General features: G+C 61.7%; 21 protein-coding genes, 2 rRNA genes and 1 pseudogene (1 of these 24 only partly in view). 19 read left to right on the forward strand and 5 right to left on the reverse strand.

The features are described from left to right. The 5 genes from ACYU03_RS04230 to ACYU03_RS04250 all read left to right on the forward strand — a co-directional run. Window positions 1-2,415 (forward strand): 23S ribosomal RNA (locus ACYU03_RS04230); it begins 476 nt to the left of the window's first position. A 130-nt stretch (window positions 2,416-2,545) separates the two neighbouring features. Continuing rightward, window positions 2,546-2,661: ribosomal RNA gene (rrf, locus tag ACYU03_RS04235) — 5S ribosomal RNA — on the forward strand. 361 nt (window positions 2,662-3,022) lie between these two features. Beyond that, window positions 3,023-3,682, forward strand: coding sequence for a paraquat-inducible protein A (locus tag ACYU03_RS04240; RefSeq protein ID WP_461888262.1), 660 nt, complete (start codon window positions 3,023-3,025; stop codon window positions 3,680-3,682). Then, window positions 3,669-4,292 carry a paraquat-inducible protein A gene (locus tag ACYU03_RS04245; RefSeq protein WP_461888264.1) on the forward strand — a complete coding sequence of 208 codons (624 nt, stop codon included), beginning with the start codon at window positions 3,669-3,671 and terminating at the stop codon, window positions 4,290-4,292. The genes ACYU03_RS04240 and ACYU03_RS04245 overlap by 14 nt, the downstream gene beginning before the upstream one ends. Then, window positions 4,285-6,585 (forward strand): PqiB family protein, encoded by a 2,301-nt coding sequence (locus ACYU03_RS04250; protein WP_461888266.1) that lies wholly within the window; start codon window positions 4,285-4,287, stop codon window positions 6,583-6,585. The genes ACYU03_RS04245 and ACYU03_RS04250 overlap by 8 nt, the downstream gene beginning before the upstream one ends. Window positions 6,586-6,748: 163 nt before the next feature. On the opposite strand, the gene rpsT is transcribed toward ACYU03_RS04250, so the two are convergent. Next, the gene (gene rpsT, locus ACYU03_RS04255; protein ID WP_133216804.1) at window positions 6,749-7,027 is read right to left on the reverse strand and encodes a 30S ribosomal protein S20; all 279 of its coding nucleotides are present in this window, start codon (window positions 7,025-7,027) and stop codon (window positions 6,749-6,751) included. A 252-nt stretch (window positions 7,028-7,279) separates the two neighbouring features. On the opposite strand from rpsT, the gene murJ reads away from it, so the two are divergent. The 6 genes from murJ to ispH all read left to right on the forward strand — a co-directional run bounded on the left by murJ (window position 7,280) and on the right by ispH (window position 14,615). Further along, a complete protein-coding gene (gene murJ, locus ACYU03_RS04260; protein WP_461888268.1) occupies window positions 7,280-8,818 on the forward strand; it encodes a murein biosynthesis integral membrane protein MurJ in 1,539 nt (512 codons plus the stop codon). 118 nt (window positions 8,819-8,936) lie between these two features. Further along, the gene (ribF, locus tag ACYU03_RS04265; RefSeq protein ID WP_461888269.1) at window positions 8,937-9,887 is read left to right on the forward strand and encodes a bifunctional riboflavin kinase/FAD synthetase; all 951 of its coding nucleotides are present in this window, start codon (window positions 8,937-8,939) and stop codon (window positions 9,885-9,887) included. Continuing rightward, the gene (ileS, locus tag ACYU03_RS04270) at window positions 9,884-12,715 is read left to right on the forward strand and encodes an isoleucine--tRNA ligase (RefSeq protein WP_461888271.1); all 2,832 of its coding nucleotides are present in this window, start codon (window positions 9,884-9,886) and stop codon (window positions 12,713-12,715) included. Before ribF ends, ileS begins: the two co-directional genes overlap by 4 nt. Beyond that, complete coding sequence (gene lspA, locus ACYU03_RS04275; RefSeq protein WP_461888273.1) at window positions 12,708-13,223, forward strand: signal peptidase II; 516 nt, start codon at window positions 12,708-12,710, stop codon at window positions 13,221-13,223. The genes ileS and lspA overlap by 8 nt, the downstream gene beginning before the upstream one ends. After that, the gene (fkpB, locus tag ACYU03_RS04280) at window positions 13,216-13,653 is read left to right on the forward strand and encodes an FKBP-type peptidyl-prolyl cis-trans isomerase (protein ID WP_461888275.1); all 438 of its coding nucleotides are present in this window, start codon (window positions 13,216-13,218) and stop codon (window positions 13,651-13,653) included. The genes lspA and fkpB overlap by 8 nt, the downstream gene beginning before the upstream one ends. 14 nt (window positions 13,654-13,667) lie before the next feature. Next, on the forward strand, window positions 13,668-14,615 hold the full coding sequence (gene ispH, locus ACYU03_RS04285; protein WP_461888277.1) for a 4-hydroxy-3-methylbut-2-enyl diphosphate reductase: 948 nt from the start codon (window positions 13,668-13,670) through the stop codon (window positions 14,613-14,615). Here ispH and ACYU03_RS04290 read toward each other — a convergent pair whose 3' ends face one another. Further along, on the reverse strand, window positions 14,616-15,113 hold the full coding sequence (locus ACYU03_RS04290) for a GspH/FimT family pseudopilin (protein ID WP_461888278.1): 498 nt from the start codon (window positions 15,111-15,113) through the stop codon (window positions 14,616-14,618). Window positions 15,114-15,222: 109 nt separating this feature from the next. On the opposite strand from ACYU03_RS04290, the gene pilV reads away from it, so the two are divergent. The 5 genes from pilV to thiO are packed head-to-tail and all read left to right on the forward strand — an operon-like array spanning window position 15,223 to window position 18,300. Continuing rightward, the gene (pilV, locus tag ACYU03_RS04295) at window positions 15,223-15,588 is read left to right on the forward strand and encodes a type IV pilus modification protein PilV (protein WP_461888280.1); all 366 of its coding nucleotides are present in this window, start codon (window positions 15,223-15,225) and stop codon (window positions 15,586-15,588) included. Next, window positions 15,585-16,247 carry a PilW family protein gene (locus tag ACYU03_RS04300; RefSeq protein ID WP_461888282.1) on the forward strand — a complete coding sequence of 221 codons (663 nt, stop codon included), beginning with the start codon at window positions 15,585-15,587 and terminating at the stop codon, window positions 16,245-16,247. Before pilV ends, ACYU03_RS04300 begins: the two co-directional genes overlap by 4 nt. After that, window positions 16,244-16,738 carry a pilus assembly PilX family protein gene (locus tag ACYU03_RS04305; RefSeq protein ID WP_461888284.1) on the forward strand — a complete coding sequence of 165 codons (495 nt, stop codon included), beginning with the start codon at window positions 16,244-16,246 and terminating at the stop codon, window positions 16,736-16,738. The genes ACYU03_RS04300 and ACYU03_RS04305 overlap by 4 nt, the downstream gene beginning before the upstream one ends. Before the next feature lies 1 nt (window position 16,739). After that, window positions 16,740-17,147, forward strand: a complete 408-nt coding sequence (locus ACYU03_RS04310; protein WP_461888285.1) for a type IV pilin protein — start codon at window positions 16,740-16,742, stop codon at window positions 17,145-17,147. Window positions 17,148-17,202: 55 nt separating this feature from the next. Next, window positions 17,203-18,300, forward strand: a complete 1,098-nt coding sequence (gene thiO, locus ACYU03_RS04315) for a glycine oxidase ThiO (protein ID WP_461888287.1) — start codon at window positions 17,203-17,205, stop codon at window positions 18,298-18,300. Between the two features lie 89 nt (window positions 18,301-18,389). Here the strand turns inward: thiO and ACYU03_RS04320 are convergent. The 3 genes and pseudogenes from ACYU03_RS04320 to ACYU03_RS04330 all read right to left on the reverse strand — a co-directional run. Further along, window positions 18,390-18,806 (reverse strand): annotated as a pseudogene (locus ACYU03_RS04320) (amidase family protein); the annotation flags it as partial. Window positions 18,807-18,984: 178 nt separating this feature from the next. Further along, the gene (locus tag ACYU03_RS04325) at window positions 18,985-19,215 is read right to left on the reverse strand and encodes a PP0621 family protein (RefSeq protein WP_461888289.1); all 231 of its coding nucleotides are present in this window, start codon (window positions 19,213-19,215) and stop codon (window positions 18,985-18,987) included. Window positions 19,216-19,309: 94 nt separating this feature from the next. Then, window positions 19,310-20,329, reverse strand: coding sequence for an outer membrane protein assembly factor BamD (locus tag ACYU03_RS04330; RefSeq protein ID WP_461888291.1), 1,020 nt, complete (start codon window positions 20,327-20,329; stop codon window positions 19,310-19,312). 150 nt (window positions 20,330-20,479) lie between these two features. Here ACYU03_RS04330 and rluD point away from each other — a divergent pair, with 150 nt between their 5' ends. The 3 genes from rluD (at window position 20,480) to clpB (ending at window position 24,876) form a co-directional block, all read left to right on the forward strand. Beyond that, the gene (gene rluD / locus ACYU03_RS04335) at window positions 20,480-21,442 is read left to right on the forward strand and encodes a 23S rRNA pseudouridine(1911/1915/1917) synthase RluD (RefSeq protein ID WP_461888292.1); all 963 of its coding nucleotides are present in this window, start codon (window positions 20,480-20,482) and stop codon (window positions 21,440-21,442) included. Beyond that, the gene (pgeF, locus tag ACYU03_RS04340; RefSeq protein WP_461888294.1) at window positions 21,439-22,179 is read left to right on the forward strand and encodes a peptidoglycan editing factor PgeF; all 741 of its coding nucleotides are present in this window, start codon (window positions 21,439-21,441) and stop codon (window positions 22,177-22,179) included. The genes rluD and pgeF overlap by 4 nt, the downstream gene beginning before the upstream one ends. 132 nt (window positions 22,180-22,311) lie before the next feature. Next, entirely contained in the window at window positions 22,312-24,876 is a 2,565-nt protein-coding gene (gene clpB / locus ACYU03_RS04345) for an ATP-dependent chaperone ClpB (RefSeq protein WP_461888296.1), read from the forward strand. Window positions 24,877-25,103: the final 227 nt, after the last annotated feature.

Below are 25,103 nucleotides of genomic sequence, written 5' to 3' on the forward strand. Positions count from 1 at the left end.
CCGGAGAGGGGAGTGAAATAGAACCTGAAACCGTATGCGTACAAGCAGTGGGAGCCTACTTTGTTAGGTGACTGCGTACCTTTTGTATAATGGGTCAGCGACTTATATTCAGTGGCGAGCTTAACCGAATAGGGGAGGCGTAGCGAAAGCGAGTCTTAATAGGGCGTTTAGTCGCTGGGTATAGACCCGAAACCGGGCGATCTATCCATGGGCAGGTTGAAGGTTAGGTAACACTGACTGGAGGACCGAACCGACTACCGTTGAAAAGTTAGCGGATGACCTGTGGATCGGAGTGAAAGGCTAATCAAGCTCGGAGATAGCTGGTTCTCCTCGAAAGCTATTTAGGTAGCGCCTCATGTATCACTCCAGGGGGTAGAGCACTGTTTCGGCTAGGGGGTCATCCCGACTTACCAAACCGATGCAAACTCCGAATACCTGGAAGTGCCGAGCATGGGAGACACACGGCGGGTGCTAACGTCCGTCGTGAAAAGGGAAACAACCCAGACCGTCAGCTAAGGTCCCAAAGTCATGGTTAAGTGGGAAACGATGTGGGAAGGCTTAGACAGCTAGGAGGTTGGCTTAGAAGCAGCCATCCTTTAAAGAAAGCGTAATAGCTCACTAGTCGAGTCGGCCTGCGCGGAAGATGTAACGGGGCTCAAACCATGCACCGAAGCTACGGGTATCACTTAGGTGATGCGGTAGAGGAGCGTTCTGTAAGCCTGTGAAGGTGAGTTGAGAAGCTTGCTGGAGGTATCAGAAGTGCGAATGCTGACATGAGTAACGACAATGGGTGTGAAAAACACCCACGCCGAAAGACCAAGGTTTCCTGCGCAACGTTAATCGACGCAGGGTTAGTCGGTCCCTAAGGCGAGGCTGAAAAGCGTAGTCGATGGAAAACAGGTTAATATTCCTGTACTTCCGGTTATTGCGATGGAGGGACGGAGAAGGCTAGGCCAGCTTGGCGTTGGTTGTCCAAGTTTAAGGTGGTAGGCCGAGATCTTAGGTAAATCCGGGATCTCAAGGCCGAGAGCTGATGACGAGTTGCCTTTAGGCGACGAAGTGGTTGATGCCATGCTTCCAAGAAAAGCTTCTAAGCTTCAGATAACCGGGAACCGTACCCCAAACCGACACAGGTGGTTGGGTAGAGAATACCAAGGCGCTTGAGAGAACTCGGGTGAAGGAACTAGGCAAAATGGCACCGTAACTTCGGGAGAAGGTGCGCCGGTGAGGGTGAAGGACTTGCTCCGTAAGCCCATGCCGGTCGAAGATACCAGGCCGCTGCGACTGTTTATTAAAAACACAGCACTCTGCAAACACGAAAGTGGACGTATAGGGTGTGACGCCTGCCCGGTGCCGGAAGGTTAATTGATGGGGTTAGCTAACGCGAAGCTCTTGATCGAAGCCCCGGTAAACGGCGGCCGTAACTATAACGGTCCTAAGGTAGCGAAATTCCTTGTCGGGTAAGTTCCGACCTGCACGAATGGCGTAACGATGGCGGCGCTGTCTCCACCCGAGACTCAGTGAAATTGAAATCGCTGTGAAGATGCAGTGTATCCGCGGCTAGACGGAAAGACCCCGTGAACCTTTACTATAGCTTTGCACTGGACTTTGAATTTGCTTGTGTAGGATAGGTGGGAGGCTTTGAAGCGTGGACGCCAGTTCGCGTGGAGCCATCCTTGAAATACCACCCTGGCAACTTTGAGGTTCTAACTCAGGTCCGTCATCCGGATCGAGGACAGTGTATGGTGGGTAGTTTGACTGGGGCGGTCTCCTCCCAAAGAGTAACGGAGGAGTACGAAGGTGCGCTCAGACCGGTCGGAAATCGGTCGCAGAGTATAAAGGCAAAAGCGCGCTTGACTGCGAGACAGACACGTCGAGCAGGTACGAAAGTAGGTCTTAGTGATCCGGTGGTTCTGTATGGAAGGGCCATCGCTCAACGGATAAAAGGTACTCCGGGGATAACAGGCTGATACCGCCCAAGAGTTCATATCGACGGCGGTGTTTGGCACCTCGATGTCGGCTCATCACATCCTGGGGCTGAAGCCGGTCCCAAGGGTATGGCTGTTCGCCATTTAAAGTGGTACGCGAGCTGGGTTTAGAACGTCGTGAGACAGTTCGGTCCCTATCTGCCGTGGACGTTTGAGATTTGAGAGGGGCTGCTCCTAGTACGAGAGGACCGGAGTGGACGAACCTCTGGTGTTCCGGTTGTCACGCCAGTGGCATTGCCGGGTAGCTATGTTCGGAAGAGATAACCGCTGAAAGCATCTAAGCGGGAAACTTGCCTCAAGATGAGATCTCACTGGAGCCTTGAGCTCCCTGAAGGGCCGTCGAAGACTACGACGTTGATAGGTCGGGTGTGTAAGCGCTGTGAGGCGTTGAGCTAACCGATACTAATTGCCCGTGAGGCTTGACCATATAACACCCAAGCAATCTGCTGACGCAGATGGCGGTGGTGAAGACGCAACAGCCGAAGATTCGCAAAACCACAAATGCACATATCCGAATTGACTGGAGTGTCCAACAGGACGTTCTGGTAACAGAATTTCTTGACGACCATAGAGCATTGGAACCACCTGATCCCATCCCGAACTCAGCAGTGAAACGATGCATCGCCGATGGTAGTGTGGGGTTTCCCCATGTGAGAGTAGGTCATCGTCAAGATTCATTTCGCAAAACCCCTATCTGTGTAAGCAGGTAGGGGTTTTGTCTTTTCTGGGGTTTGAAGAGCAGGGCTGCTATGTCGTCCATCGCGACACAAGGCCGCTCCCACAGATGCCGTGTTCACCTCACTCATGGACGGTGCCGTCCCTGTGGGAGCGGCCTTGTGTCGCGATGGGGCGCGCAGTGGCCCCAATGGCCATCAAGCGCCAATTGATGCGGTCTTACACAAACGTATCTAGGTAGTTGCTCCCGCAAAGCCTGTGAGTACAAACAACATAACCGCTCCATAAGTAGTGCCCGACTCCCACAATTGGAGCTGGAACACTAGAATAGAGCCCACGCTTCCATTCAGAATCTCAATATGTCCGATCCTGTCGATTCCCATGCACTGGCGCAGTTGCCGCTGGACGAGCTGGTGGCCTGCCATGAGTGCGACCTGCTGATGCGCAAGCCGGTGCTGCAGAATGACGAAAAGGCCCATTGCCCGCGTTGTGGGTACGAGCTGTACGCCCACCGCCATAATGTCGTCAACCGTAGCCTGGCGTTGGTGCTGACCGCTTTGCTGCTCTATGTGCCGGCAAACTTCCTGCCGATCATGCAGCTCCATCTGCTTGGCCAGACCTCCGACGACACCGTCTGGAGCGGTGTGGTGGGCCTCTACAATAGCGGCATGGGGGAGGTCGCGGTCGTGGTGTTTCTGTGCAGTATGGCGATCCCCCTGCTCAAGCTGCTGTGTCAGCTGGCGGTATTGCTGAGCATCCGCCTGGATATTGGCCGCAGCCATGGCCTGCTGTTCTACCGCATTTATCACCATTTGCGTGACTGGGGCATGCTCGAGGTTTACTTCATGGGTGTACTCGTCGCGATCGTCAAACTGGTCGACATGGCCGAACTGACCGTAGGCCTGGGCCTGTTCTGTTTCGTTAGTCTCTTGCTGGTCCAGGTATGGCTGGAAGTGGTGATGTCGCCACACCAGGTCTGGGTCGCCTTGTCGGGGGAGGATGTACATGCGGGCGATTGATGCGGGCATTGTGGTCTGCAATGAATGCCATGAGTTGAACCATCAGGAGCCTGGCAGCACCTCGCAGACCTGTACCCGCTGTGGCGCGGTGGTGCATGCGCGGCGGCCCAACAGCATCGTGCGAACCTGGGCGTTGCTGATCACGGCTTCGATTCTCTATATACCCGCCAATGTGCTGCCGATCATGACGGTCAGCGCCCTGGGGCAGGGCAGCCCGGACACCATCATGTCCGGCGTCATCACCCTGATGAAGCACGGCATGCTACCGATTGCCGCCGTGGTGTTCATCGCCAGTATCCTGGTGCCGACCTTCAAGCTGGTGGGTATCGCGCTGTTGCTGTATTCCGTGCAGCGGCACCAGCCTCTTTCCGCGCGTCAAAGGATTCTGATGTACCGCTTCATCGAGTTTATCGGGCGCTGGTCGATGCTGGATATTTTCGTGATTGCCATCTTGGTGGCGGTCGTGAATTTCGGCCGGATTGCCAGTGTCGAAGCCAATCTGGGCGCCGTCGCCTTTGCCTCTGTGGTGGTGCTGACGATGTTCGCTGCTTTAACTTTTGATCCCCGACTGATTTGGGATAACACGGAGTCGGATGACGACCATGAGTGACTTGCCTAAGGCTAAAACCCGCCCAGCTTCGAATTGGTCGGCCATCTGGATCCTACCTCTGATCGCTTTGGTTATTGGCGCCTGGCTGGGATGGCAGGCTTATCGTGATTCTGGGGTGGACATTCAGGTTCGCTTCACCAGTGGCGAGGGTATCGTCGCCAACAAGACCGAGGTGGTCTACAAAGGCATGTCGGTCGGTAAGGTGAAGGCCCTGGTTCTTGACGCCGAGGGTAGTGACGCCGGCGTGATCGCGACCATCGAGATGAACAAGGCTGCTGAGCCGCACCTCACCACCGGGACGCGTTTCTGGCTGGTCAAGCCCAGCGTCAGCCTGGCTGGCATCACCGGGTTGGAGACGCTGGTCTCCGGTAACTATATTGCCGTGAGCCCTGGCGAGGGCGAGCCGACTAGGAGCTTCACCGCATTGCCCGTAGCGCCGCCGTTGTCCGACAGCGAGCCGGGCCTGCACCTTACGCTCAAGGCCGACCGCCTGGGTTCGCTCAATCGTGACAGTCCGGTCTTCTACAAGCAGATCCAGGTCGGCCGAGTGAAAAGCTATCGTTTGTCTGAAGACCAGGACACGGTCGAGATCAAGGTGTTCATCGAGCCGGCCTATGCCAGCCTGGTGCGTAAACATACAAGGTTCTGGAATGCCAGCGGCATCAGTATCGATGCCAACTTGTCGGGTGTGAAGGTGCGCAGCGAGTCTCTGTCGAGCATTGTCGCGGGCGGTATCGCTTTCGCCACCCCGGAATACCGCAAAGACAGCCCGGCCACCGACCCGAGCCTTCCGTTCCGGCTCTACGAAGACTTCGATGCGGCCCAGGCCGGAATACGCATCAAGGTCAGGTTGAGTGACTACGAGGGATTGCAGGCTGGCCGTACCCCGGTCATGTACAAGGGTATCCAGATTGGCTCCATGAAGACCTTGAAGATCGAGGGGGACCTCGCCAGTGCCATGGCAGAGCTTACCCTCGACCCCTTGGCCGAGGACTACCTGGTCGACGGTACTCAGTTCTGGGTGGTCAAACCCTCCATCTCGCTGGCGGGCATCACCGGCCTCGAGGCGCTGGTCAAAGGTAACTACATCGCCATCCGGCCAGGTGAGAAGGGGGCTACGCCGCAGCGTGAGTTTGAGGCGCGGGCCAAGGCGCCGCCACTGGATCTCAAGGCGCCAGGCCTGCACCTGGTGCTGTTTGGCGAGAACCTGGGCTCCCTTGAGGTCGGCAGTCCGGTACTCTATCGCCAGGTCAAAGTCGGTAGCGTGCAGAGTTATCAGTTCGCCAAGAACAGCAAACGCCTGCTGATCGGTGTGCATATCGAGAAGGAGTACGCGAATCTGGTCAACGGCTCCACGCGTTTCTGGAATGCCAGTGGTATCACCCTCACGGGGGGCTTGTCGGGTATCCAGGTCAAGAGTGAGTCGCTGCAGAGCTTGATGGCCGGCGGTATTTCCTTTGATACCCCGAACCCGAGCGTGCCCCTGAAACAACGTATTCCGCGCTTCCGTCTGCACGAGAACCAAGAGGCGGCCAACCGTACCGGCACTTCCATCAGCATTCGTGTCGAACGTGCCGATGGCCTGAAGCCGGGGACGCCAATCCGCTTCAAGGGCTTGGATGTCGGCAAGGTCGAGAGCGTGGACCTGACAGACGACTTGCAGGCGGTCCTGCTCAAGGCGCGCATCACCGAAGTGCCAGAGCGTATCGCGCGTGTCGGCACGCAATTCTGGGTGGTCAAGCCGGCCTTGGGCATCGTTCGTACCGAAAACCTGGAGACGTTGGTTACCGGGCAATACTTGGAAGTGCAGCCGGCATCGAAAAGCCAGGGCCCGCAATACAGCTTCAACGCCTTGCCCCGGGCCCCGGACTTTTCCGAGCGGGAAGCCGGACTGCCACTGACGCTTAGTGCCGCGCGCCGAGGGTCGATCAAGCCTGGTGTGCCTGTGACCTACCGGGAGGTGACGGTGGGCAAGGTCACTGGTTACGAGTTAGGGCAGACCGCTGACCGTGTACTGATCCATATCCTCATCGAGCCGCGTTATGCCTCGTTGGTGCGTGGTGGCAGCCGCTTCTGGAACAGCAGTGGCTTCGGTTTCGATTTTGGTCTGTTCAAGGGCGCGACGGTGCGTACCGAGTCACTGGAAACCTTGATCGAAGGTGGTATCGCCTTCGCTACGCCGGATGGCGAGAAGATGGGGAATCCAGCGCGGCCACAGCAGACTTTCGCCTTGTTCGACAAGCCGGAAGATGACTGGCTGCTATGGGCGCCGAAGATCCAGATCGGCAAGTAAGCCGCCTCGGCTCATGGGGGCGACGCTATCCCGGCAGGGGATAGCGTCGTAGGCCGCTGCATGCCGCAGGCCCAGCGCTAGTTGTGGCTTTCCGCGGACGACACAAAAACTACAGGCAATAAAAAACCGACCCTAAGGTCGGTTTTTTCAACAAGCGCGTCGCTTAGGCTGCAGCAGCTTCTTTCAGCGCCTTGATGTGGCCATTCAGACGGCCTTTATGGCGAGCAGCCTTGTTCTTGTGGATGATGCCTTTATCGGCCATACGGTCGATAACTGGCACAGCCAGGATGTAAGCAGCTTGCGCTTTTTCGGCGTCTTTTGCGTCGATGGCCTTGACTACATTCTTGATGTAGGTGCGGACCATGGAACGCAGGCTGGCGTTGTGGCTGCGACGCTTCTCAGCCTGTTTTGCACGTTTCTTGGCGGAAGGTGAGTTGGCCACCGTCGAGCTCCTCGAAAGACTTTGAGTAAATAGCAAACAAAATAGGCCGCGAATCATGCCGATCAGTTGACCGGTTGTCAAGGCCACTTGCAGGGTTCCGCCGAGTGGTCCCGGTGCGTGATGGAATGATTCCTTTCTGCGCCGTGACCTGTAAACTCGGGAATTTTTGGCTCCCCTGCAATGAGTGGGGGAGTATCGCATACTTGGGCGCTGTCTGGCAGCGCTCTCTGTCTTCAGGCATGAAACTTTTCGATGAACCTGCTCAAATCCCTGGCCGCTGTCAGTTCCATCACCATGATTTCCCGGGTGCTGGGCTTTATCCGTGACACCATCCTGGCGCGGGTGTTCGGCGCCGGTATCGCCACCGACGCCTTCTTCATTGCGTTCAAACTGCCCAACCTGCTGCGCCGGATCTTTGCCGAGGGCGCCTTTTCCCAGGCGTTCGTGCCGATTCTGGCCGAGTACAAGACCCAGCAGGGGGAGGAAGCGACCCGTACCTTCATCGCCTATGTCAGCGGCCTGCTGACCCTGGTCCTGGCCTTGGTAACTGCCCTGGGCATCCTGGCTGCGCCTTGGGTGGTCTGGGTCACGGCCCCGGGGTTTGTCGACAGTGCCGAGAAGTACCAGTTGACCACGGACCTGCTCCGGGTGACCTTTCCTTATATATTGCTGATCTCGCTGTCATCGCTGGTCGGGGCCGTCCTCAATACCTGGAACCGCTTTTCCGTGCCAGCGTTCACGCCGACCTTGCTCAACGTCGCGATGATCGGTTTCGCCCTGTTCCTCACGCCTTATTTCGACCCGCCGATCATGGCCCTGGGCTGGGGTGTGCTGGCCGGCGGCCTGGCGCAGTTGCTGTACCAACTGCCGCACCTGAAGAAGATCGGCATGCTCGTGCTGCCGCGGTTGAACCTGCGCGACACCGGCGTATGGCGGGTGCTCAAGCAGATGCTGCCGGCCATCCTCGGGGTATCGGTCAGTCAGATTTCCTTGATCATCAACACTATCTTCGCCTCCTTCCTGGTGGCAGGTTCGGTGTCCTGGATGTACTACGCCGACCGCCTGATGGAGCTGCCCTCGGGCGTGCTGGGCGTGGCACTGGGCACTATCTTGCTGCCGACCCTGGCCAAGACTTACGCCAACCGCGATCGTCATGAGTACTCACGCATCCTCGACTGGGGCCTGCGCCTGTGCTTCCTGCTGGTGCTGCCCTGCACTCTGGCCCTGGCGATCCTGGCCGAGCCGCTGACCGTAGCGCTGTTCCAGTACGGCAAGTTCACCGCCTTCGATGCCGCGATGACCCAGCGGGCGCTGATCGCCTATTCGGTGGGGCTGTTGGCGATCATCCTGGTCAAGGTGCTGGCCCCGGGCTTCTATGCGCAGCAGAATATCCGCACGCCGGTGAAGATCGCGATCGTCACCCTGGTTTCTACGCAATTGTTCAACCTGATCCTGATCGGCCCCTTGCAACATGCCGGGCTGGCCCTGGCGATCAGTATCGGCGCTTGCCTCAATGCTGGCCTGCTGTATTGGAAGTTGCGTCAGCAGCAGCTGTTCCAGCCCCAGCCGGGCTGGCCGGTGTTCCTGCTCAAGCTGGTACTGGCGGTGTTGTTGATGTCGGTTGTGCTGCTGCTGGGCATGCACTACCTGCCGGCTTGGGAGGAGGGCAGCATGCTTGAGCGTTTGTTGCGCCTGGGCGTGTTGGTTCTGGCGGGCGTGGTGACTTATTTCGGCTGCTTGTTCCTGTGCGGTTTCCGCCCGCGGCACTTCGTGCGCAGGGTCCTGCACTGAGGCTGGGGCGGGGTCAGGCGTCGGTTTTTTTCGTTCCACGCCCTGGTATGGCGCTGCTGCCTGTCGCCAGCGCCCGGGTGTGGTTATAATCGGCCACTTTATGAGCAAGAAGCGCGTTATGCAGCTGGTTCGAGGTCTTCACAACCTGCGCCCCGAGCACCGGGGCTGTGTCGCCACCATTGGCAACTTCGACGGGGTTCACCGGGGCCACCAGGCAATCCTGGCGCGCCTGCGCGAGCGTGGCCAGGAGCTTGGCCTGCCCACGTGCGTGGTGATCTTCGAGCCACAGCCTCGCGAATACTTTGCCCCGGACTCCGCGCCGGCCCGCCTGGCCCGGCTGCGCGACAAGGTCGAGCTGCTGGCGGCCGAGGGTATCGACCAGGTGCTGTGCCTGGCCTTCAACCAGCGCCTGAGGAAGCTCAGCGCCAGTGCCTTCGTCGAGACTATCTTGGTCGACGGGCTGGGTGTTAAGCACCTGGAAGTGGGTGACGATTTCCGTTTCGGCTGCGACCGCGCCGGCGATTTCACCTTCTTGGTCGAGGCCGGGCGCGAGCATGGCTTTACCGTCGAAGCGGCCAATACCGTGGTGCAGGATGGCCTGCGGGTCAGCAGCACGGAAGTACGCAAGGCCCTGGCCGGCGCCGACTTCGACCTGGCCGAGCATCTGCTCGGTCGTCCGTATCGCATTACCGGCCGGGTGCTGCATGGCCAGAAGCTGGCTCGCCAGCTCGGCACACCAACCGCCAACATCCAGCTCAAGCGCCGCCGAGTGCCGCTGAGCGGGGTCTACCTGACCAGTGCCGAAATCGACGGCAAGGTCTGGCCGGGTGTCGCCAACATCGGGGTTCGTCCCACCGTCGCCGGTGATGGCCGTCCCCACCTGGAGATTCATCTCCTGGATTTTGCCGGCGATCTCTATGGCCGGCGCCTGACGGTGGAGTTCCACCAGAAGCTGCGCGAAGAGCAGCGTTTCGCCTCCCTGGAGGCGCTGAAGTCGGCGATCGACGCGGATATCGCCGCCGCACGTGCCCACTGGCACGCTCAACCGCTAACGAAGAGCCTGAAATGACCGACTACAAAGCCACGCTAAACCTTCCGGACACCGCCTTCCCGATGAAGGCCGGCCTGCCTCAGCGCGAACCGCAGATTCTGCAGCGCTGGGACAGCATTGGCCTGTACCAGAAGCTGCGCGAGATTGGCAAGGACCGTCCGAAGTTCGTGTTGCACGACGGCCCGCCCTATGCCAACGGCAAGATTCACATCGGTCATGCGCTGAACAAGATTCTCAAGGACATGATTGTCCGCTCCAAGACCCTGTCGGGCTTCGACGCGCCTTACGTGCCGGGTTGGGACTGCCATGGCCTGCCGATCGAGCACAAAGTCGAGGTTACCCACGGCAAGCACCTTAGCCCGGACCAGACTCGCGAGCTGTGCCGCGCCTACGCGGCTGAGCAGATCGAAGGGCAGAAGGCCGAGTTCATCCGCTTGGGCGTGCTGGGTGATTGGGACAACCCCTACAAGACCATGAACTTCGTCAACGAGGCTGGCGAGATCCGTGCCCTGGCCGAGATGGTCAAGCAGGGCTTCGTGTTCAAGGGCCTCAAGCCGGTCAACTGGTGCTTCGATTGCGGTTCGGCACTGGCCGAGGCCGAGGTCGAGTACGCCGACAAGAAGTCCCAGACCATCGACGTCGCCTTCGAAGTCGCCGATGCCGACAAGCTGGCCGCCGCCTTCGGCCTGGCCAGCCTGGCCAAGCCGGCCTCGATCGTGATCTGGACTACCACTCCTTGGACCATTCCCGCCAACCAGGCGCTGAACATCCACCCGGAGTTCAACTACGCCCTGGTCGACACCGGCGACAAGCTGCTGGTGCTGGCTGAAGAACTGGTCGAGTCGTGCCTGCAGCGCTACGGCCTGGAGGGTTCGGTGCTGGCCACCGCACCGGGTTCGGCCCTGGAACTGATCAACTTCCGCCATCCGTTCTATGACCGCTTGTCGCCCGTGTACCTGGCCGACTACGTCGAACTGAGCGCCGGCACCGGCGTGGTCCACTCGTCACCTGCCTATGGTGAGGACGACTTCATCACCTGCAAGCGCTACGGCATGGTCAACGACGACATCCTGACCCCGGTGCAGAGCAACGGCGTGTACGTGCCGTCGCTGGAGTTCTTCGGCGGCCAGTTCATCTGGAAGGCCAACCCAGCCATCGTCGATAAGCTGGCCGAGGTCGGTGCGCTGTTGCACACCGAAACCATCAGCCACAGCTACATGCACTGCTGGCGCCACAAGACCCCGCTGATCTACCGCGCCACGGCGCAGTGGTTCGTCGGCATGGACAAGCAGCCGAACACTGGCGACCCCCTGCGCGAGCGCGCCCTCAAGGCTATCGAAGAGACCAAGTTCGTACCGTCCTGGGGGCAGGCGCGCCTGCACTCGATGATTGCCAACCGCCCGGACTGGTGCATTTCGCGTCAGCGCAACTGGGGCGTGCCGATCCCGTTCTTTCTGGACAAGCAGACCGGTGAGCTGCACCCACGCACTGTCGAGCTGATGGAAGAAGTGGCCAAGCGCGTCGAGAAGGAAGGCATCGAGGCCTGGTTCAAGCTGGACGCCGCCGAGCTGCTCGGCGACGAGGCCGCCCAGTACGACAAGATCGACGATACCCTCGACGTCTGGTTCGACTCCGGCACCACCCACTGGCATGTGCTGCGTGGCTCGCACGACATCGGCCACGCCACCGGCCCGCGTGCCGACCTGTACCTGGAAGGTTCCGATCAACACCGCGGCTGGTTCCATTCCTCGCTGCTGACCGGTTGCGCCATCGACAACCATGCGCCGTACCGCGAGCTGCTGACCCACGGTTTCACCGTGGATGAGAACGGCCGCAAGATGTCCAAGTCGCTGGGTAACACCATCGAGCCGCAGAAGGTCAACGACACCCTGGGTGCCGACATCCTGCGTCTGTGGGTCTCGGCCACCGACTACTCCGGCGAAATGGCCGTGTCCGAGCAGATCCTGCAGCGCAGTGCCGACGCCTACCGCCGTATCCGCAACACCGCGCGCTTCCTGCTGTCTAACCTGTCCGGCTTCGATCCGGCCCGCGACCTGCTGCCGGCCGAAGACATGCTGGCACTGGACCGTTGGGCGGTGGACCGCACCCTGCTGCTGCAGCGCGAGCTGGAAGAGCACTACAGCGAGTACCGTTTCTGGAACGTCTACTCCAAGGTCCACAACTTCTGTGTCCAGGAACTGGGCGGTTTCTACCTCGACATCATCAAGGACCGCCAGTACACCACTGGTGCCAACAGTGTCGCCCGCCGCTCCTGCCAGACCGCGCTGTACCACATCAGCGAGGCGCTGGTGCGCTGGATCGCGCCGATCCTGGCGTTCACCGCTGACGAGCTGTGGCAGTACCTGCCGGGCGAGCGCAACGAGTCGGTCATGCTCAACACTTGGTACCAGGGCCTGTCGGAACTGCCGGAAGGCACCGAACTGGACCGCGCTTACTGGGACCGCGTCATGGCTGTGAAGGCTGCGGTCAACAAGGAACTGGAGAACCAACGCGCGGCCAAGGCCATCGGTGGCAACCTGCAGGCCGAAGTGACCTTGTTCGCCGATGAGTCCCTGAGCACCGATCTGGGCAAGCTGGGCGACGAGCTGCGTTTCGTGCTCATCACCTCCGCCGCCAGCGTGGTGCCGTTCGTCCAGGCGCCGGCCGATGCCGTGGTGACCGAGGTCGAAGGCCTCAAGCTCAAGGTGGTCAAGTCCGGTCACGCCAAGTGCGGTCGTTGCTGGCACTTCCGCGCTGACGTCGGCGCCAATCCGGAGTACCCGGAAATCTGCAGCCGTTGCGTCGAAAACATCAGCGGCAACGGCGAGGTGCGCCACTATGCCTAACCCTGGTGCAGGGCGCTTCGGGCGCCTTGGCTGGCTCTGGCTGAGCTTGCTGGTCCTGGTCCTCGACCAGGCTAGCAAGGCCTACTTCGAGGGGGCCTTGAGCCTGTACCAGCAGATCGTGGTCATTCCCGACTACTTCAGCTGGACCCTGGCGTACAATACCGGGGCCGCCTTCAGCTTCCTGGCTGACAGCTCCGGCTGGCAGCGCTGGCTGTTCGCCCTGATCGCCCTGGTGGTCAGCGTCGTGCTGGTGGTCTGGCTCAAGCGCCTTGGCCGCAACGATACCTGGCTGGCCATCGCCCTGGCCCTGGTGCTGGGTGGCGCGCTGGGCAACCTGTACGACCGGATCGTGCTCGGCCATGTGGTCGACTTCATCCTGGTCCACTGGCAGAACCGCTGGTATTTCCCGGCCTTCAACCTGGCCGACAGCGCCATCTCCGTCGGTGCGGTGATGCTGGCGCTGGATATGTTCAAGAGCAAGAAGTCCGGAGAGCCTGTCCATGACTGAGACCCGCATTGGCCAGAACACCGAAGTAACCTTGCACTTCGCGCTGCACCTGGAAAACGGCGATACCGTCGACAGCACCTTCGACAAGTCGCCGGCGGTGTTCAAGGTCGGCGATGGCAACCTGTTGCCTGGCTTCGAGGCGGCGCTGTTCGGCTTCAAGGCCGGCGACAAGCGCACCGTCACCGTGGCCCCGGAAAACGCCTTCGGCCAGCCCAACCCGCAGAACGTGCAGGTCATGCCCCGATCGCAGTTCAACGACATGGAACTGTCCGAAGGCCTTCTGGTGATCTTCAACGATGCCGCCAATGCCGAGCTGCCCGGGGTGGTCAAGGCGTTCGACGACGCCCAGGTGACCATTGACTTCAATCACCCACTGGCTGGCAAAACCCTGAGCTTCGAGGTGGAAATCCTCGAGGTCAAGGCGCTGTAAGCCTGGAGCCGAGCATGCAAATCAAACTCGCCAACCCCCGTGGCTTCTGCGCTGGGGTGGACCGGGCGATCGAAATCGTCAACCGTGCGCTGGAAGTCTTCGGCCCACCGATCTACGTGCGCCATGAAGTGGTGCACAACAAGTTCGTGGTCGAGGACCTGCGCGCCCGTGGCGCCATCTTCGTCGAGGAGTTGGAGCAGGTGCCGGACGACGTCATCGTCATCTTCAGTGCCCACGGTGTCTCCCAGGCCGTGCGCCAGGAAGCGGCTGGCCGTGGCTTGAAGGTCTTCGATGCGACATGTCCGCTGGTGACCAAGGTGCATATCGAAGTCGCCAAGTACAGCCGTGACGGCAAGGAATGCATTCTCATCGGCCACGCCGGTCACCCGGAGGTCGAGGGCACCATGGGCCAGTACGACGCCAGCAATGGTGGTTCGATCTATCTGGTCGAAGACGAGGAGGACGTCGCCAAGCTACAGGTGCGCGATCCGGACCGCCTGGCCTTCGTGACCCAGACCACCCTGTCGATGGATGACACCAGTCGGGTCATCGATGCCCTGCGTGCGCGCTTCCCCAACATCGGCGGTCCGCGCAAGGACGACATCTGCTACGCCACCCAGAACCGCCAAGATGCAGTCAAGCAGCTGGCCGGCGAGTGCGATGTGGTGTTGGTGGTCGGCAGCCCCAACAGTTCCAACTCCAACCGCCTGCGTGAGCTGGCCGAACGCATGGCGACCCCGGCCTACCTGATCGACGGTGCCGAGGATCTGCAGCAGAGCTGGTTCGATGGCGTCGGGCGCATTGGCATCACCGCTGGCGCGTCGGCGCCGGAGGTTCTGGTGCGGGGGGTCATCGAACAGTTGCGCGAGTGGGGCGCGACCGGCGCCGAAGAACTCGACGGCCGCGAGGAGAACATCACTTTCTCCATGCCCAAGGAGCTGAGGGTCCGCTCGTTGATCTGATCAGGTACCTGCGCACAGGCGGTGCTCGAGCACTTCCTGGCGCAGGCTGACCCTGCCACTGGGCGACAGCACCACTTGGTGCTGGCTGGTCCCTTCGGGACGCTGGCAGACATGCAGCGTTCCGCCCTGAAAGGCGCCGCCTGCCCGCAAGGGAACACCCAAACCGCTGAATGTCACCTGCGTCGCCACAGGCTGGTTACCGATGATGGTTAACGGCCGCCCATGGCGTTTTTCCTGCAGCAACTGCTGGTCCTCGGCCCGCAGCATGCGCCAGCCCAACCCCCAATCACCCTGCAGCGCTTGCACCACCACCCGCTGATTGCGTAGCACCGCATGACTGCGGGCGATGCGCAGCGTTTGCGCCAGGTCCCTGGCGGCCGTTTGCTGTTGGAGTTCCATGCTCATGTGCGTGTAGGAGGGGATTCCTATCTGTGTGAGCAGGCCCACCAAAGCCAACCCGGACATTAGTTGTATCAGTGTTACTCCCTGTTGCCTCACCGTGCATTCCTCCCTGGAAGTGCTTCGCTATAGCTTCGAGGCCGGAGCCAGGGAGGTCCAGTCGGCCCTCGCGGTAATGGTCGCCGGAAAAGTCGCAGGAGGCGCAACGATGTCTGTGCAGCAACGAGGCATGACCCTCATCGAAGTCTTGGTGGCCCTGGTGCTGCTGGCGCTTGGTTTGTTCTCCGCCGCCTCGCTGCAGGTGCGCGCTTTACAGGCGACCGACAGTGCCCTGCGCAGTAGCCAGGTGGCCTACCTTGCCCAGGGCATGTTCGAGCGGGTCCGGGCACGCGATGGGGTGGTGGCCGACGAACTGGACGGCTTGCAGCAACGTGCCGTCGCCTTGGTGGGCGAGTCGGCCGAGGGACGGGCGCGGGTAGCGCATGACGGGCTCGACGTGGACATCCGTTGGAGCGACAGCCGCGCTGGAGATGGCCTGCGCTCGTTCAGCTTGCAGGGGCGGGTGAGGCGATGAGGCGCCAGCTCGGTTTTGGTTTGCTCGAAGGCCTGCTGGCCCTGGGGTTAGGCCTGTTATTGCTGGCTGCCGCCAGCCAGGTGTTCGTTTCGGCCCAGCAGTCTTGGCAGTTTCAGGGGGCGTCGGCCCGCTTGCAGGAGGATGCGCGCTTGGCCTTGCAACGCTTGGCCCAGGACCTGCGCATGGCCGGTATGTACGGTTGCCTGAGTCTTGAACACAGCGACTTCCTCGACCCCGTGGCGGCCCAGGCGTTTGCCCAGCCATTTCAACTGAGCTTGGACCGTGACGGTCGCTTGCTGGCCCTGACTCTGGTCGGCGGCGAACTTCCTGGCGCAGCCGGGGATCCGGACTGGACAGTGCTTACGGACTGCCTGACGTGGGCACACGTACATCCGAAAAGGCGGGCGGCAGTGGGGGACGAGATCGCATTGCCGGTCCGTCGCCAGGTTTATCGCCTGGTGGGCGACAGCCTGCGGCTCGGCAGCGGTGGCAGCACTGCGGCGATCATCGATCACGTGCGCGACCTGCGGGTATCCCGTGTGCGGTTGGGCGAGCATGAGCGTGTTGACCTGTTGCTGACCGTATTCGACCCGCGCCAACGTATCGAACAGCGCTATGACCTGAGCGTGACCTTGCGTAACAGGTTGCTTGGCCCATGAGCAGGCAAGAGGGCGTGGTCCTGCTGCTTGGTTTGGTCCTGACACTGCTGCTTGGCCTGCTTGGCGCGTCGGCCCTTCAGGGCGCTCTCCTGCAGGAGCGCATCGCCGGCAACCTGCAGGCCAGCGTCCGCGCCCTGGAGCAGGCCGAGTCGACTCTGCTGGAGGGAGAGTCGCACCTGCTGGGCGCGCTTCCAGCGCCGTGCCAGTACTGCCTGCCACCTCCTGAAGCTCATGGGGTTAGCGGCGCCGGCCGGCAGGGTGGTTCAGGCCTGCCTTGGGAGGCCACTGTCCATGGCTTCTATCTGTTGCAGAACCTTGGGGAGAGCGAACGTGTGGCCCATATGCCCAAAGGGCATCGGGTGGTTTTGGTGCGGGTGACGGCGGTGAGCCGTCAGGTACAAGGGCGGCATGTGCTGGAAACGGTGCTGGCGCTGGATGACGATGAGGCGCCGCAACGGATTCTGTGGCGCCAGCGACTACAGGAGGAATGAGATGCGTACGGGGCAACAAGGATTGAGCCTGATGGAATTGTTGATTGTCGTGGCCATGGTCGGCATGCTGGCGGGCATTGCCTACCCCAGTTACAGCGACCCGGTCAGGCGTGCCGCACGCATCGAGGTGGTCGGCCTGCTGCATGACAGCGCCCTGCGCCTGGAGCGTCACTATTCGCGCGTCGGACAATACGCCGACAGTGAGAACCTGGTGACACCCTTGCCCACCGGCAGCCGCTACTACAGCCTGCAGGTAGAGCGTGGGGCGGAGACTTTTCGTCTTTTGGCCCGGCGCCTCCCGCGCGGGCTGATGGACGGCGATCGCTGCGGTGATTTCCTGCTCGACCAGGCCGGTGTGCAAGGTAACCCGGACAGCGTCGGTGACGCAGCGGGTTGCTGGGGAAGCTGAAGGTTGAATGGCGCCTGACGGGCGCCGCGGTTTACTTCAGGTGTTGGATCGACAGATGAGCAAGCAAGTAGTGATTGTCGGCGGCGGGGTGATCGGCCTGCTGACAGCGTTCAACCTGGCGGCGGAAGTCGAGCAGGTGGTGGTGTGCGACCAGGGCGAAGTGGGGCGCGAGTCGTCCTGGGCCGGCGGCGGTATCGTCTCGCCGCTTTACCCTTGGCGCTACAGCCCGGCGGTGACGGCCCTGGCGCATTGGTCCCAGGACTTCTATCCACAGTTGGGTGAGCGCCTGTTCGCCAGCACCGGTCTCGATCCGGAAGTGCATACCACTGGGTTGTACTGGCTGGACCTCGACGATGAAGCCGAGGCGCTGGCCTGGGCGGCCCGCGAAGGCCGGCCGCTCAGCGCCGTGGATATCGCTGCGGCCTATGACGCGGTGCCGGTGCTGGGGCCTGGTTTCGAGCGCGCCATCTATATGGCCGGTGTGGCCAATGTGCGCAACCCGCGTCTGGTCAAGTCGCTCAAGGCGGCCTTGTTGGCGTTGCCGAACGTGACCTTGCGCGAGCACTGCCGGATCACCGGGTTTAGCCAGGAAGGCGGACGAATCACGGGCGTGCAGACCGACGATGGCCTGCTCGCTGCCGATGACGTGGTCCTCAGTGCAGGGGCCTGGAGTGGCGACCTGCTGCGTACCCTAGGCCTGAAGTTGCCGGTCGAGCCGGTCAAGGGCCAGATGATCCTATACAAGTGTGCCGAGGACTTTTTGCCGAGCATGGTCCTGGCTAAAGGACGCTATGCGATCCCCCGGCGTGATGGGCATATCCTGGTGGGCAGCACCCTGGAGCACGCGGGCTACGACAAAACCCCGACCGAGGACGCGCTGGAGAGCCTCAAGGCGTCTGCGGTCGACTTGCTACCGGCGCTTGCCGATGCCACGCCGGTGGCGCATTGGGCCGGGTTGCGCCCGGGCTCGCCCGAGGGCATCCCTTACATCGGCAAAGTGCCAGGGCATGCCGGCTTGTGGTTGAACTGCGGTCACTACCGCAATGGCCTGGTGCTGGCGCCAGCATCCTGCCAGCTGTTCAGCGACCTGCTGCTGGGACGCGAGCCGATCATCGACCCGGCACCGTATGCGCCAGAAGGTCGCTTGTGCTGACCGATTGAGGTCGCTTTGTGGCCTATCGCGAGCACCGGCTCTAGGAGCGTGCTTGCCCGCGATAGGCTGCCAAGTGGCCCCGAAAAACATCAGCCGATGACCGGCGTCTGTAGGTGCCGGCTCGGATAATGCCGCTCATACACCTGGCACACCCTGAGTACCTGCTCATCGGCAAAACGCCCGGCCACCACCTGCAACCCAACCGGCAACCCTTCGCGGGTGAAGCCACACGGCACCGAAGCGGCCGGCTGCTGGGTCAGGTTGAAGGGGTAGCTGAACGGCGTCCAATCCATCCATTGCGCATAGTCCGAGCCTGGTGGGACGTTATGCCCGGCCTCGAACGCCACCAGCGGCATCATCGGCGACACCAGCACGTCGTACTGTTGGTGGAAGGCATTCATCCGCGCCACCAGCTCGGCGCGCGCTTCCAGGGCTTGGGTGTAATCGCTCAGGCTGATGCCGGCACCTTGTTCGGCGATCTTGCGCAGGCCTGGGTCGAGCAGCGCATGGTGTGAAAGGGGCGGAGAGGGATAAGTGGAATGGGGTAGATGCCAGGGGCGGCGCAGATCAAGGTAGGAGCCAGCGTCAGTTGGCGATGGGCAGGGGACACGTACGTCCGCGTAGAGGCCCTGCCTCAGGCAAGGGCTCCTACGGACTGTGAGGAGCCGGCAACCAGGTTGCGCCTCAGCGTTGCTGCCCGGGTCCTTGCTCCAGGTGCGCCTGGCTGCAATACCAGTTGTCGCCTTGCTGCAGGGCGCGGTCGTTGGGCAGGTGTACGCCGCAATGGGCGCAGCGGACCATCTTCAGCGGGTCATCGAGGGTGCTGTCGGGGCGGGATCCGGTGCTGATCTTGAATTTGCGCCACAGCCAGAACGCGGCGGCGATCAGGGCGATCCAGAAAAGTAGGCGAACCATGGTGTCCAGCTTGTCTATAAGGAAGAGTCGATAGTCTAGGGCGAGGCCATGAAAAAAGGGAGGCCTGGGCCTCCCTTTATCTATGCGCGATGGATCAGTCGAACAGACCGAAGGTCATGTAGCTGAACCAAGAGCGCTCTTTCTCGGCTTCTTTCGGACCTTCTGGCTCGATCGGATTGCCATCTTCGTCCTTGGGCAGCAGTTCTTGCGGGATCTCTGCCTTGGCGTCTTGGTACTGCTTGATCACGTCCTGGTTGGCGCGGGTTTCGCCTGGTGGCAGCGGCGCGTCGGACTCGATCAGGCCCAGGGTGGCCTTGGACAGCCAAGAGCGGTTGTCGGCTTCGTCTTGCTTGGGTACGAACTCGCCGTCGACCAGGCTCGGGTGGTCAGGGTAGTTGAGCTTGAGGGTTTCCAGGCTGGTGGCTGCCAGGTCGTCCAGGTGCAGGCGCTGGTAGGCCTCGACCATCACGGCAAGGCCGTCGCCGACCGATGGGGTTTCCTGGAAGTTCTCCACCACGTAGCGGCCACGGTTGGCGGCGGCGACATAGGCCTGGCGGGTCAGGTAGTAGTCGGCCACGTGGATTTCGTAGGAAGCCAGCAGGTTGCGCAGGTAGATCATGCGCTGCTTGGCGTCAGGTGCGTAGCGGCTGTTGGGGAAGCGGCTGGTGAGCTGGGCGAACTCGTTGTAAGAGTCGCGGGCAGCGCCTGGGTCACGCTTGGTCATGTCCAGCGGCAGGAAGCGCGCCAGCAGGCCACGGTCCTGGTCGAACGAGGTCAGGCCCTTGAGGTAGTAGGCGTAGTCGACGTTCGGGTGCTGCGGGTGCAGGCGGATGAAACGCTCGGCGGCGGACTTGGCGGCCTCCGGCTCGGCATTCTTGTAGTTCGCGTAGATCAGCTCCAACTGCGCCTGGTCGGCGTAGCGGCCGAACGGATAGCGCGATTCCAGAGCCTTCAACTTGCTAGTGGCGCTGGTGTAGCTATGGTTGTCCAGGTCGGCCTGCGCCTGCTGGTACAGCTCGGCTTCGCTCAGGTTTTCATCGACGACTTCCTTGTTCGAAGAACATGCAGCGGTCATTCCGAGGATGGCGATCAGCAGCAGGTGTTTCACTTGCATGGCGGCTTGCGTCCCTTTGACGGCCGCTGTCTTGGGCGGTGCCGTCCTGTTATGATAAGCGCCCCCGGGCAACCCACGGGGCAAAAGAAGCCGTATTTAACCACAAGCGCGCAGTCGAAACCAAAGGCTGTGCCGCCCGCTGATTCGAGCATGTCCGAGATCATTCAACTTAGCGCAGAGGTACCGTCCGAACTGGGCGGGCAACGCCTCGACCAGGTCGCCGCCCAATTGTTCGCCGAGTACTCGCGTTCGCGCCTGTCCTCCTGGATCAAGGAGGGCCGCCTGACCGTCGATGGCGCGGTCCTGCGCCCACGCGACATCGTCCACGGCGGCGCGCAGCTGGCCCTGGAGGCCGAGCACGAGGCCCAGGGCGAATGGACGCCCCAGGACATCGAGCTGGACATCGTCTATGAAGACGACCAGTTGCTGGTGATCAACAAGCCGGCAGGCCTGGTGGTCCACCCGGCGGCAGGACATGCCGACGGCACCCTGCTCAATGCCCTGTTGCACCATGTGCCGGACATCGTCAACGTGCCGCGCGCGGGCATCGTCCACCGCCTGGACAAGGACACCACCGGTCTGATGGTGGTAGCCAAGACCCTGCAGGCGCAGACCAACCTGGTGGCCCAGTTGCAACGCCGCAGTGTCAGCCGTATCTATGAATGCATCGTGGTCGGCGTGGTTACCGCCGGCGGCAAGATCGATGCACCGATCGGCCGACATGGCACCCAGCGTCAGCGCATGGCGGTGACCGAGGGCGGCAAGCAGGCGGTCAGCCACTACCGCGTGCTGGAGCGCTTTCGTTCGCACACCCATGTCAGGGTCAAGCTGGAGACCGGGCGCACCCACCAGATCCGCGTGCACATGGCCCACGTCAACTTCCCGCTGGTCGGCGATCCGGTCTATGGCGGACGCTTCCGCATTCCGCCGGCGGCCAACCCGTCGATGGTCGAGGCGCTCAAGACCTTCCCGCGTCAAGCCCTGCATGCGCGCTTCCTCGAACTGGAGCACCCGGTTACCGGTGAGCGCATGGGCTGGGAGTCACCGTTGCCAGATGACTTCGTCTGGCTGCTGTCGTTGCTCAAGCAGGACCGCGAGAGCTTTGTCGGATGAGTGACCTGGCGCAGTCGCTGCTGTTTCCCGACTGGCCGGCCCCGGCCTCGGTTCGCGCCTGCGTCACCACCCGGGCGGGGGGCGTCAGCCTGCCGCCCTATGACAGCTTCAACCTCGGCGATCACGTCGGCGATGAACCGGCAGCCGTTGCCGAGAACCGCCGCCGCCTGGGCGATGCGTTCGCCATCCAGCCCGTCTGGCTGAAGCAGGTGCATGGCCTGACCGTGGCTGATGCCGACCCGGCCACCGTGGCCGAGGCGGACGCCAGTTGGACAGACAAGCCCGGCATCGCCTGCACAGTGATGACCGCCGACTGCCTGCCGGCATTGTTCTGCAACCGTGCCGGCACCCGCGTGGCGGCGGCCCATGCCGGTTGGCGGGGCTTGGCCGGTGGCGTGCTGGAGGCCACCCTGGATAGCCTGGACGTGCCCGCCGAGGATGTGTTGGTCTGGCTCGGCCCGGCCATCGGCCCGCAGGCCTTCGAAGTCGGCATGGAGGTGCGTGATGCCTTCACCGCCGTTCATCCGCAGACTGCCGAAGCCTTCGTTGCGGGCGAGCGTCCTGGCAAGCTGATGGCCGACATCTATGCTCTGGCGCGCCTGCGCCTGGCTGCTCGGGGCGTCACCGCCGTGTATGGCGGTGGCTTCTGCACGGTGACCGACCCGCGCTTCTTCTCCTACCGGCAGACCCCGCACGGCGGTCGTTTCGCCTCCCTGGTCTGGTTGGCACCACGCTGACTCCGCACTGACCTGCGTCAATCCCGCTAAGCTTGATTCTTCCAGAATCACCCTTATCTACAGGGTATCTCTGGCAGGTTTCTTCATCAGGTGTGTCCATCGCTCCGGCCTGCCCATATAGGAAGGTAACTCATGCGAATAGACCGTTTGACCAGCAAGCTTCAACTTGCATTATCCGACTCCCAGTCCCTGGCCGTGGGCATGGATCATCCTGCCATCGAGCCGTTGCACCTCATGCAGGCCCTGATCGACCAGCAGGGCGGCTCGATCAGGCCGCTGCTGATGCAGGTCGGCTTCGACATCAACAGCTTGCGCAAGGCGTTGACCCAGGAACTGGACCAACTGCCGAAGATCCAGAACCCCACCGGCGACGTCAACATGTCGCAGGATCTGGCGCGCCTGCTCAACCAGGCCGACCGCCTGGCCCAGCAGAAGGGCGACCAGTTCATCTCCAGTGAGCTGGTGCTGCTTGCCGCCATGGACGAGAACAGCAAGCTCGGTAAGCTACTGCTCAGCCAGGGCGTGAGCAAGAAGGCCTTGGAGAACGCCATCAGCAACCTGCGCGGTGGCGAGGCGGTCAACGACCCGAACGCCGAAGAGTCACGCCAGGCCCTGGACAAGTACACCGTCGACCTGACCAAGCGCGCCGAAGAAGGCAAGCTCGACCCGGTGATCGGTCGTGACGATGAAATCCGCCGCACCGTGCAGGTCCTGCAGCGTCGCACCAAGAACAACCCGGTGCTGATCGGCGAGCCCGGCGTCGGCAAGACTGCCATCGCCGAGGGCCTGGCCCAGCGCATCATCAATGGCGAGGTGCCCGACGGCCTCAAGGGCAAGCGCTTGCTCGCCCTGGACATGGGCGCACTGATCGCTGGCGCCAAGTTCCGCGGCGAGTTCGAGGAGCGCCTCAAGGCCCTGCTCAATGAACTGTCCAAGCAGGAAGGGCAGATCATTCTATTCATCGACGAACTGCACACCATGGTCGGCGCCGGCAAGGGCGAAGGCTCGATGGACGCAGGTAACATGCTCAAGCCAGCCCTGGCCCGTGGCGAGCTGCATTGTGTTGGCGCCACCACGCTGAACGAATACCGCCAGTACATCGAGAAGGACGCGGCGCTGGAGCGGCGCTTTCAGAAGGTGCTGGTCGAAGAGCCGAGCGAGGAAGACACCATCGCCATCCTGCGTGGCCTCAAAGAGCGCTACGAAGTGCACCACAAGGTGGCCATCACCGACGGGGCGATCATTGCCGCGGCCAAGCTCAGCCACCGTTACATCACTGACCGCCAACTGCCGGACAAGGCGATCGACCTGATCGACGAAGCGGCCAGCCGCATCCGCATGGAGATCGACTCCAAGCCTGAGGTGCTCGACCGCCTGGAGCGTCGTTTGATCCAACTGAAGGTGGAGTCCCAGGCCCTGAAGAAGGAAGACGACGAAGCCGCGATCAAGCGTCTGGAGAAGCTGACCGAGGAAATCGCCCGCCTGGAGCGTGAATACTCCGATCTGGAAGAGGTTTGGGCTTCCGAGAAGGCCGAGGTACAGGGCTCGGCGCAGATCCAGCAGAAGATCGAGCAATCGCGTCAGGAGCTGGAAGCCGCCCGCCGCCGTGGCGACCTGAGCCGCATGGCCGAGCTGCAGTACGGGGTCATCCCAGACTTGGAGCGCAGCCTGCAGATGGTCGACCAGCACGGCAAGGCGGAAAACCAACTGCTGCGCAACAAGGTCACCGAGGAAGAGATTGCCGAAGTGGTCTCCAAGTGGACCGGCATTCCTGTGGCCAAGATGCTCGAAGGCGAGCGGGAAAAACTGCTGAAGATGGAAGACCTCCTGCACCAGCGGGTGATCGGCCAGGACGAGGCAGTGACTGCCGTGGCCAACGCCGTGCGCCGTTCCCGTGCCGGGTTGTCCGACCCGAACCGGCCGAGTGGCTCGTTCCTCTTCCTCGGCCCGACCGGGGTGGGCAAGACCGAGCTGTGCAAGGCCTTGGCCGAGTTCCTCTTCGATACCGAAGAGGCCATGGTGCGGATCGACATGTCCGAATTCATGGAGAAGCACTCGGTGGCGCGTCTGATCGGTGCTCCGCCTGGCTACGTCGGTTATGAAGAGGGCGGTTACCTGACCGAGGCGGTACGGCGCAAGCCCTACTCGGTGGTGCTGCTCGACGAGGTGGAAAAGGCTCACCCGGACGTGTTCAACGTGCTGCTGCAAGTGCTCGAAGACGGCCGCCTGACCGATAGCCATGGTCGTACGGTGGACTTCCGCAACACCGTGATCGTGATGACCTCCAACCTGGGCTCTGCGCAGATCCAGGAGCTGGCCGGTGACCGCGAGGCGCAACGGGCTGCAGTGATGGATGCGGTGGGCGCGCACTTCAGGCCGGAGTTCATCAACCGGATCGACGAAGTGGTGGTGTTCGAACCCTTGGGGCGCGAGCAGATCGCCGGTATCACCGAGATCCAGTTGGGCCGCTTGCGTGGCCGACTGGCCGAGCGCGACCTGAGCCTGGAACTGAGCCCCGAGGCGTTGGACAAGCTGATCGCTGTCGGTTACGACCCGGTGTATGGCGCCCGACCGCTGAAGCGGGCGATCCAGCGCTGGATCGAAAACCCGTTGGCGCAGTTGATCCTGTCTGGTCAGTTCCTGCCGGGTACGGCGATCACCGCCACGGTCGAGGGCGAGGAAATCGTCTTCGCTTGATCGGGCAGTGCTGACAAGAAAGGCCTCGGTTTCCGAGGCCTTTCTTCTTGGACTGACCCGCAATGGAGCCGGGCTAGCACTGTACCTGTGGGAGCGTCCTTGTGTCGCGATAGGGCGCGTAGCGGCCCCAATTGGCTTCGTCACGGATAAGTTGTTGTGCCCAATGAAATTTTTCTTTGCATTTTCCTTCGAGTGCTTTTAATATGCGCCCCGCTGTCAGTCACCAC

Source organism: Pseudomonas sp. X10, assembly GCF_054889225.1.

Bases quoted from the DNA above. Each gene is read 5' to 3' on its own strand.
- rluD (WP_461888292.1), top strand. From the start codon at position 20,480: ATGTCCGAGATCATTCAACTTAGCGCAGAGGTACCGTCCGAACTGGGC.
- ACYU03_RS04325 (WP_461888289.1), bottom strand. From the start codon at position 19,215: ATGGTTCGCCTACTTTTCTGGATCGCCCTGATCGCCGCCGCGTTCTGG.
- ACYU03_RS04240 (WP_461888262.1), top strand. From the start codon at position 3,023: ATGTCCGATCCTGTCGATTCCCATGCACTGGCGCAGTTGCCGCTGGAC.
- pilV (WP_461888280.1), top strand. From the start codon at position 15,223: ATGTCTGTGCAGCAACGAGGCATGACCCTCATCGAAGTCTTGGTGGCC.
- ACYU03_RS04305 (WP_461888284.1), top strand. From the start codon at position 16,244: ATGAGCAGGCAAGAGGGCGTGGTCCTGCTGCTTGGTTTGGTCCTGACA.
- ACYU03_RS04330 (WP_461888291.1), bottom strand. From the start codon at position 20,329: ATGCAAGTGAAACACCTGCTGCTGATCGCCATCCTCGGAATGACCGCT.
- clpB (WP_461888296.1), top strand. From the start codon at position 22,312: ATGCGAATAGACCGTTTGACCAGCAAGCTTCAACTTGCATTATCCGAC.
- fkpB (WP_461888275.1), top strand. From the start codon at position 13,216: ATGACTGAGACCCGCATTGGCCAGAACACCGAAGTAACCTTGCACTTC.
- ACYU03_RS04310 (WP_461888285.1), top strand. From the start codon at position 16,740: ATGCGTACGGGGCAACAAGGATTGAGCCTGATGGAATTGTTGATTGTC.
- ACYU03_RS04245 (WP_461888264.1), top strand. From the start codon at position 3,669: ATGCGGGCGATTGATGCGGGCATTGTGGTCTGCAATGAATGCCATGAG.
- ribF (WP_461888269.1), top strand. From the start codon at position 8,937: ATGCAGCTGGTTCGAGGTCTTCACAACCTGCGCCCCGAGCACCGGGGC.
- ACYU03_RS04300 (WP_461888282.1), top strand. From the start codon at position 15,585: ATGAGGCGCCAGCTCGGTTTTGGTTTGCTCGAAGGCCTGCTGGCCCTG.
- pgeF (WP_461888294.1), top strand. From the start codon at position 21,439: ATGAGTGACCTGGCGCAGTCGCTGCTGTTTCCCGACTGGCCGGCCCCG.
- ileS (WP_461888271.1), top strand. From the start codon at position 9,884: ATGACCGACTACAAAGCCACGCTAAACCTTCCGGACACCGCCTTCCCG.
- thiO (WP_461888287.1), top strand. From the start codon at position 17,203: ATGAGCAAGCAAGTAGTGATTGTCGGCGGCGGGGTGATCGGCCTGCTG.
- ACYU03_RS04250 (WP_461888266.1), top strand. From the start codon at position 4,285: ATGAGTGACTTGCCTAAGGCTAAAACCCGCCCAGCTTCGAATTGGTCG.
- ispH (WP_461888277.1), top strand. From the start codon at position 13,668: ATGCAAATCAAACTCGCCAACCCCCGTGGCTTCTGCGCTGGGGTGGAC.
- murJ (WP_461888268.1), top strand. From the start codon at position 7,280: ATGAACCTGCTCAAATCCCTGGCCGCTGTCAGTTCCATCACCATGATT.
- lspA (WP_461888273.1), top strand. From the start codon at position 12,708: ATGCCTAACCCTGGTGCAGGGCGCTTCGGGCGCCTTGGCTGGCTCTGG.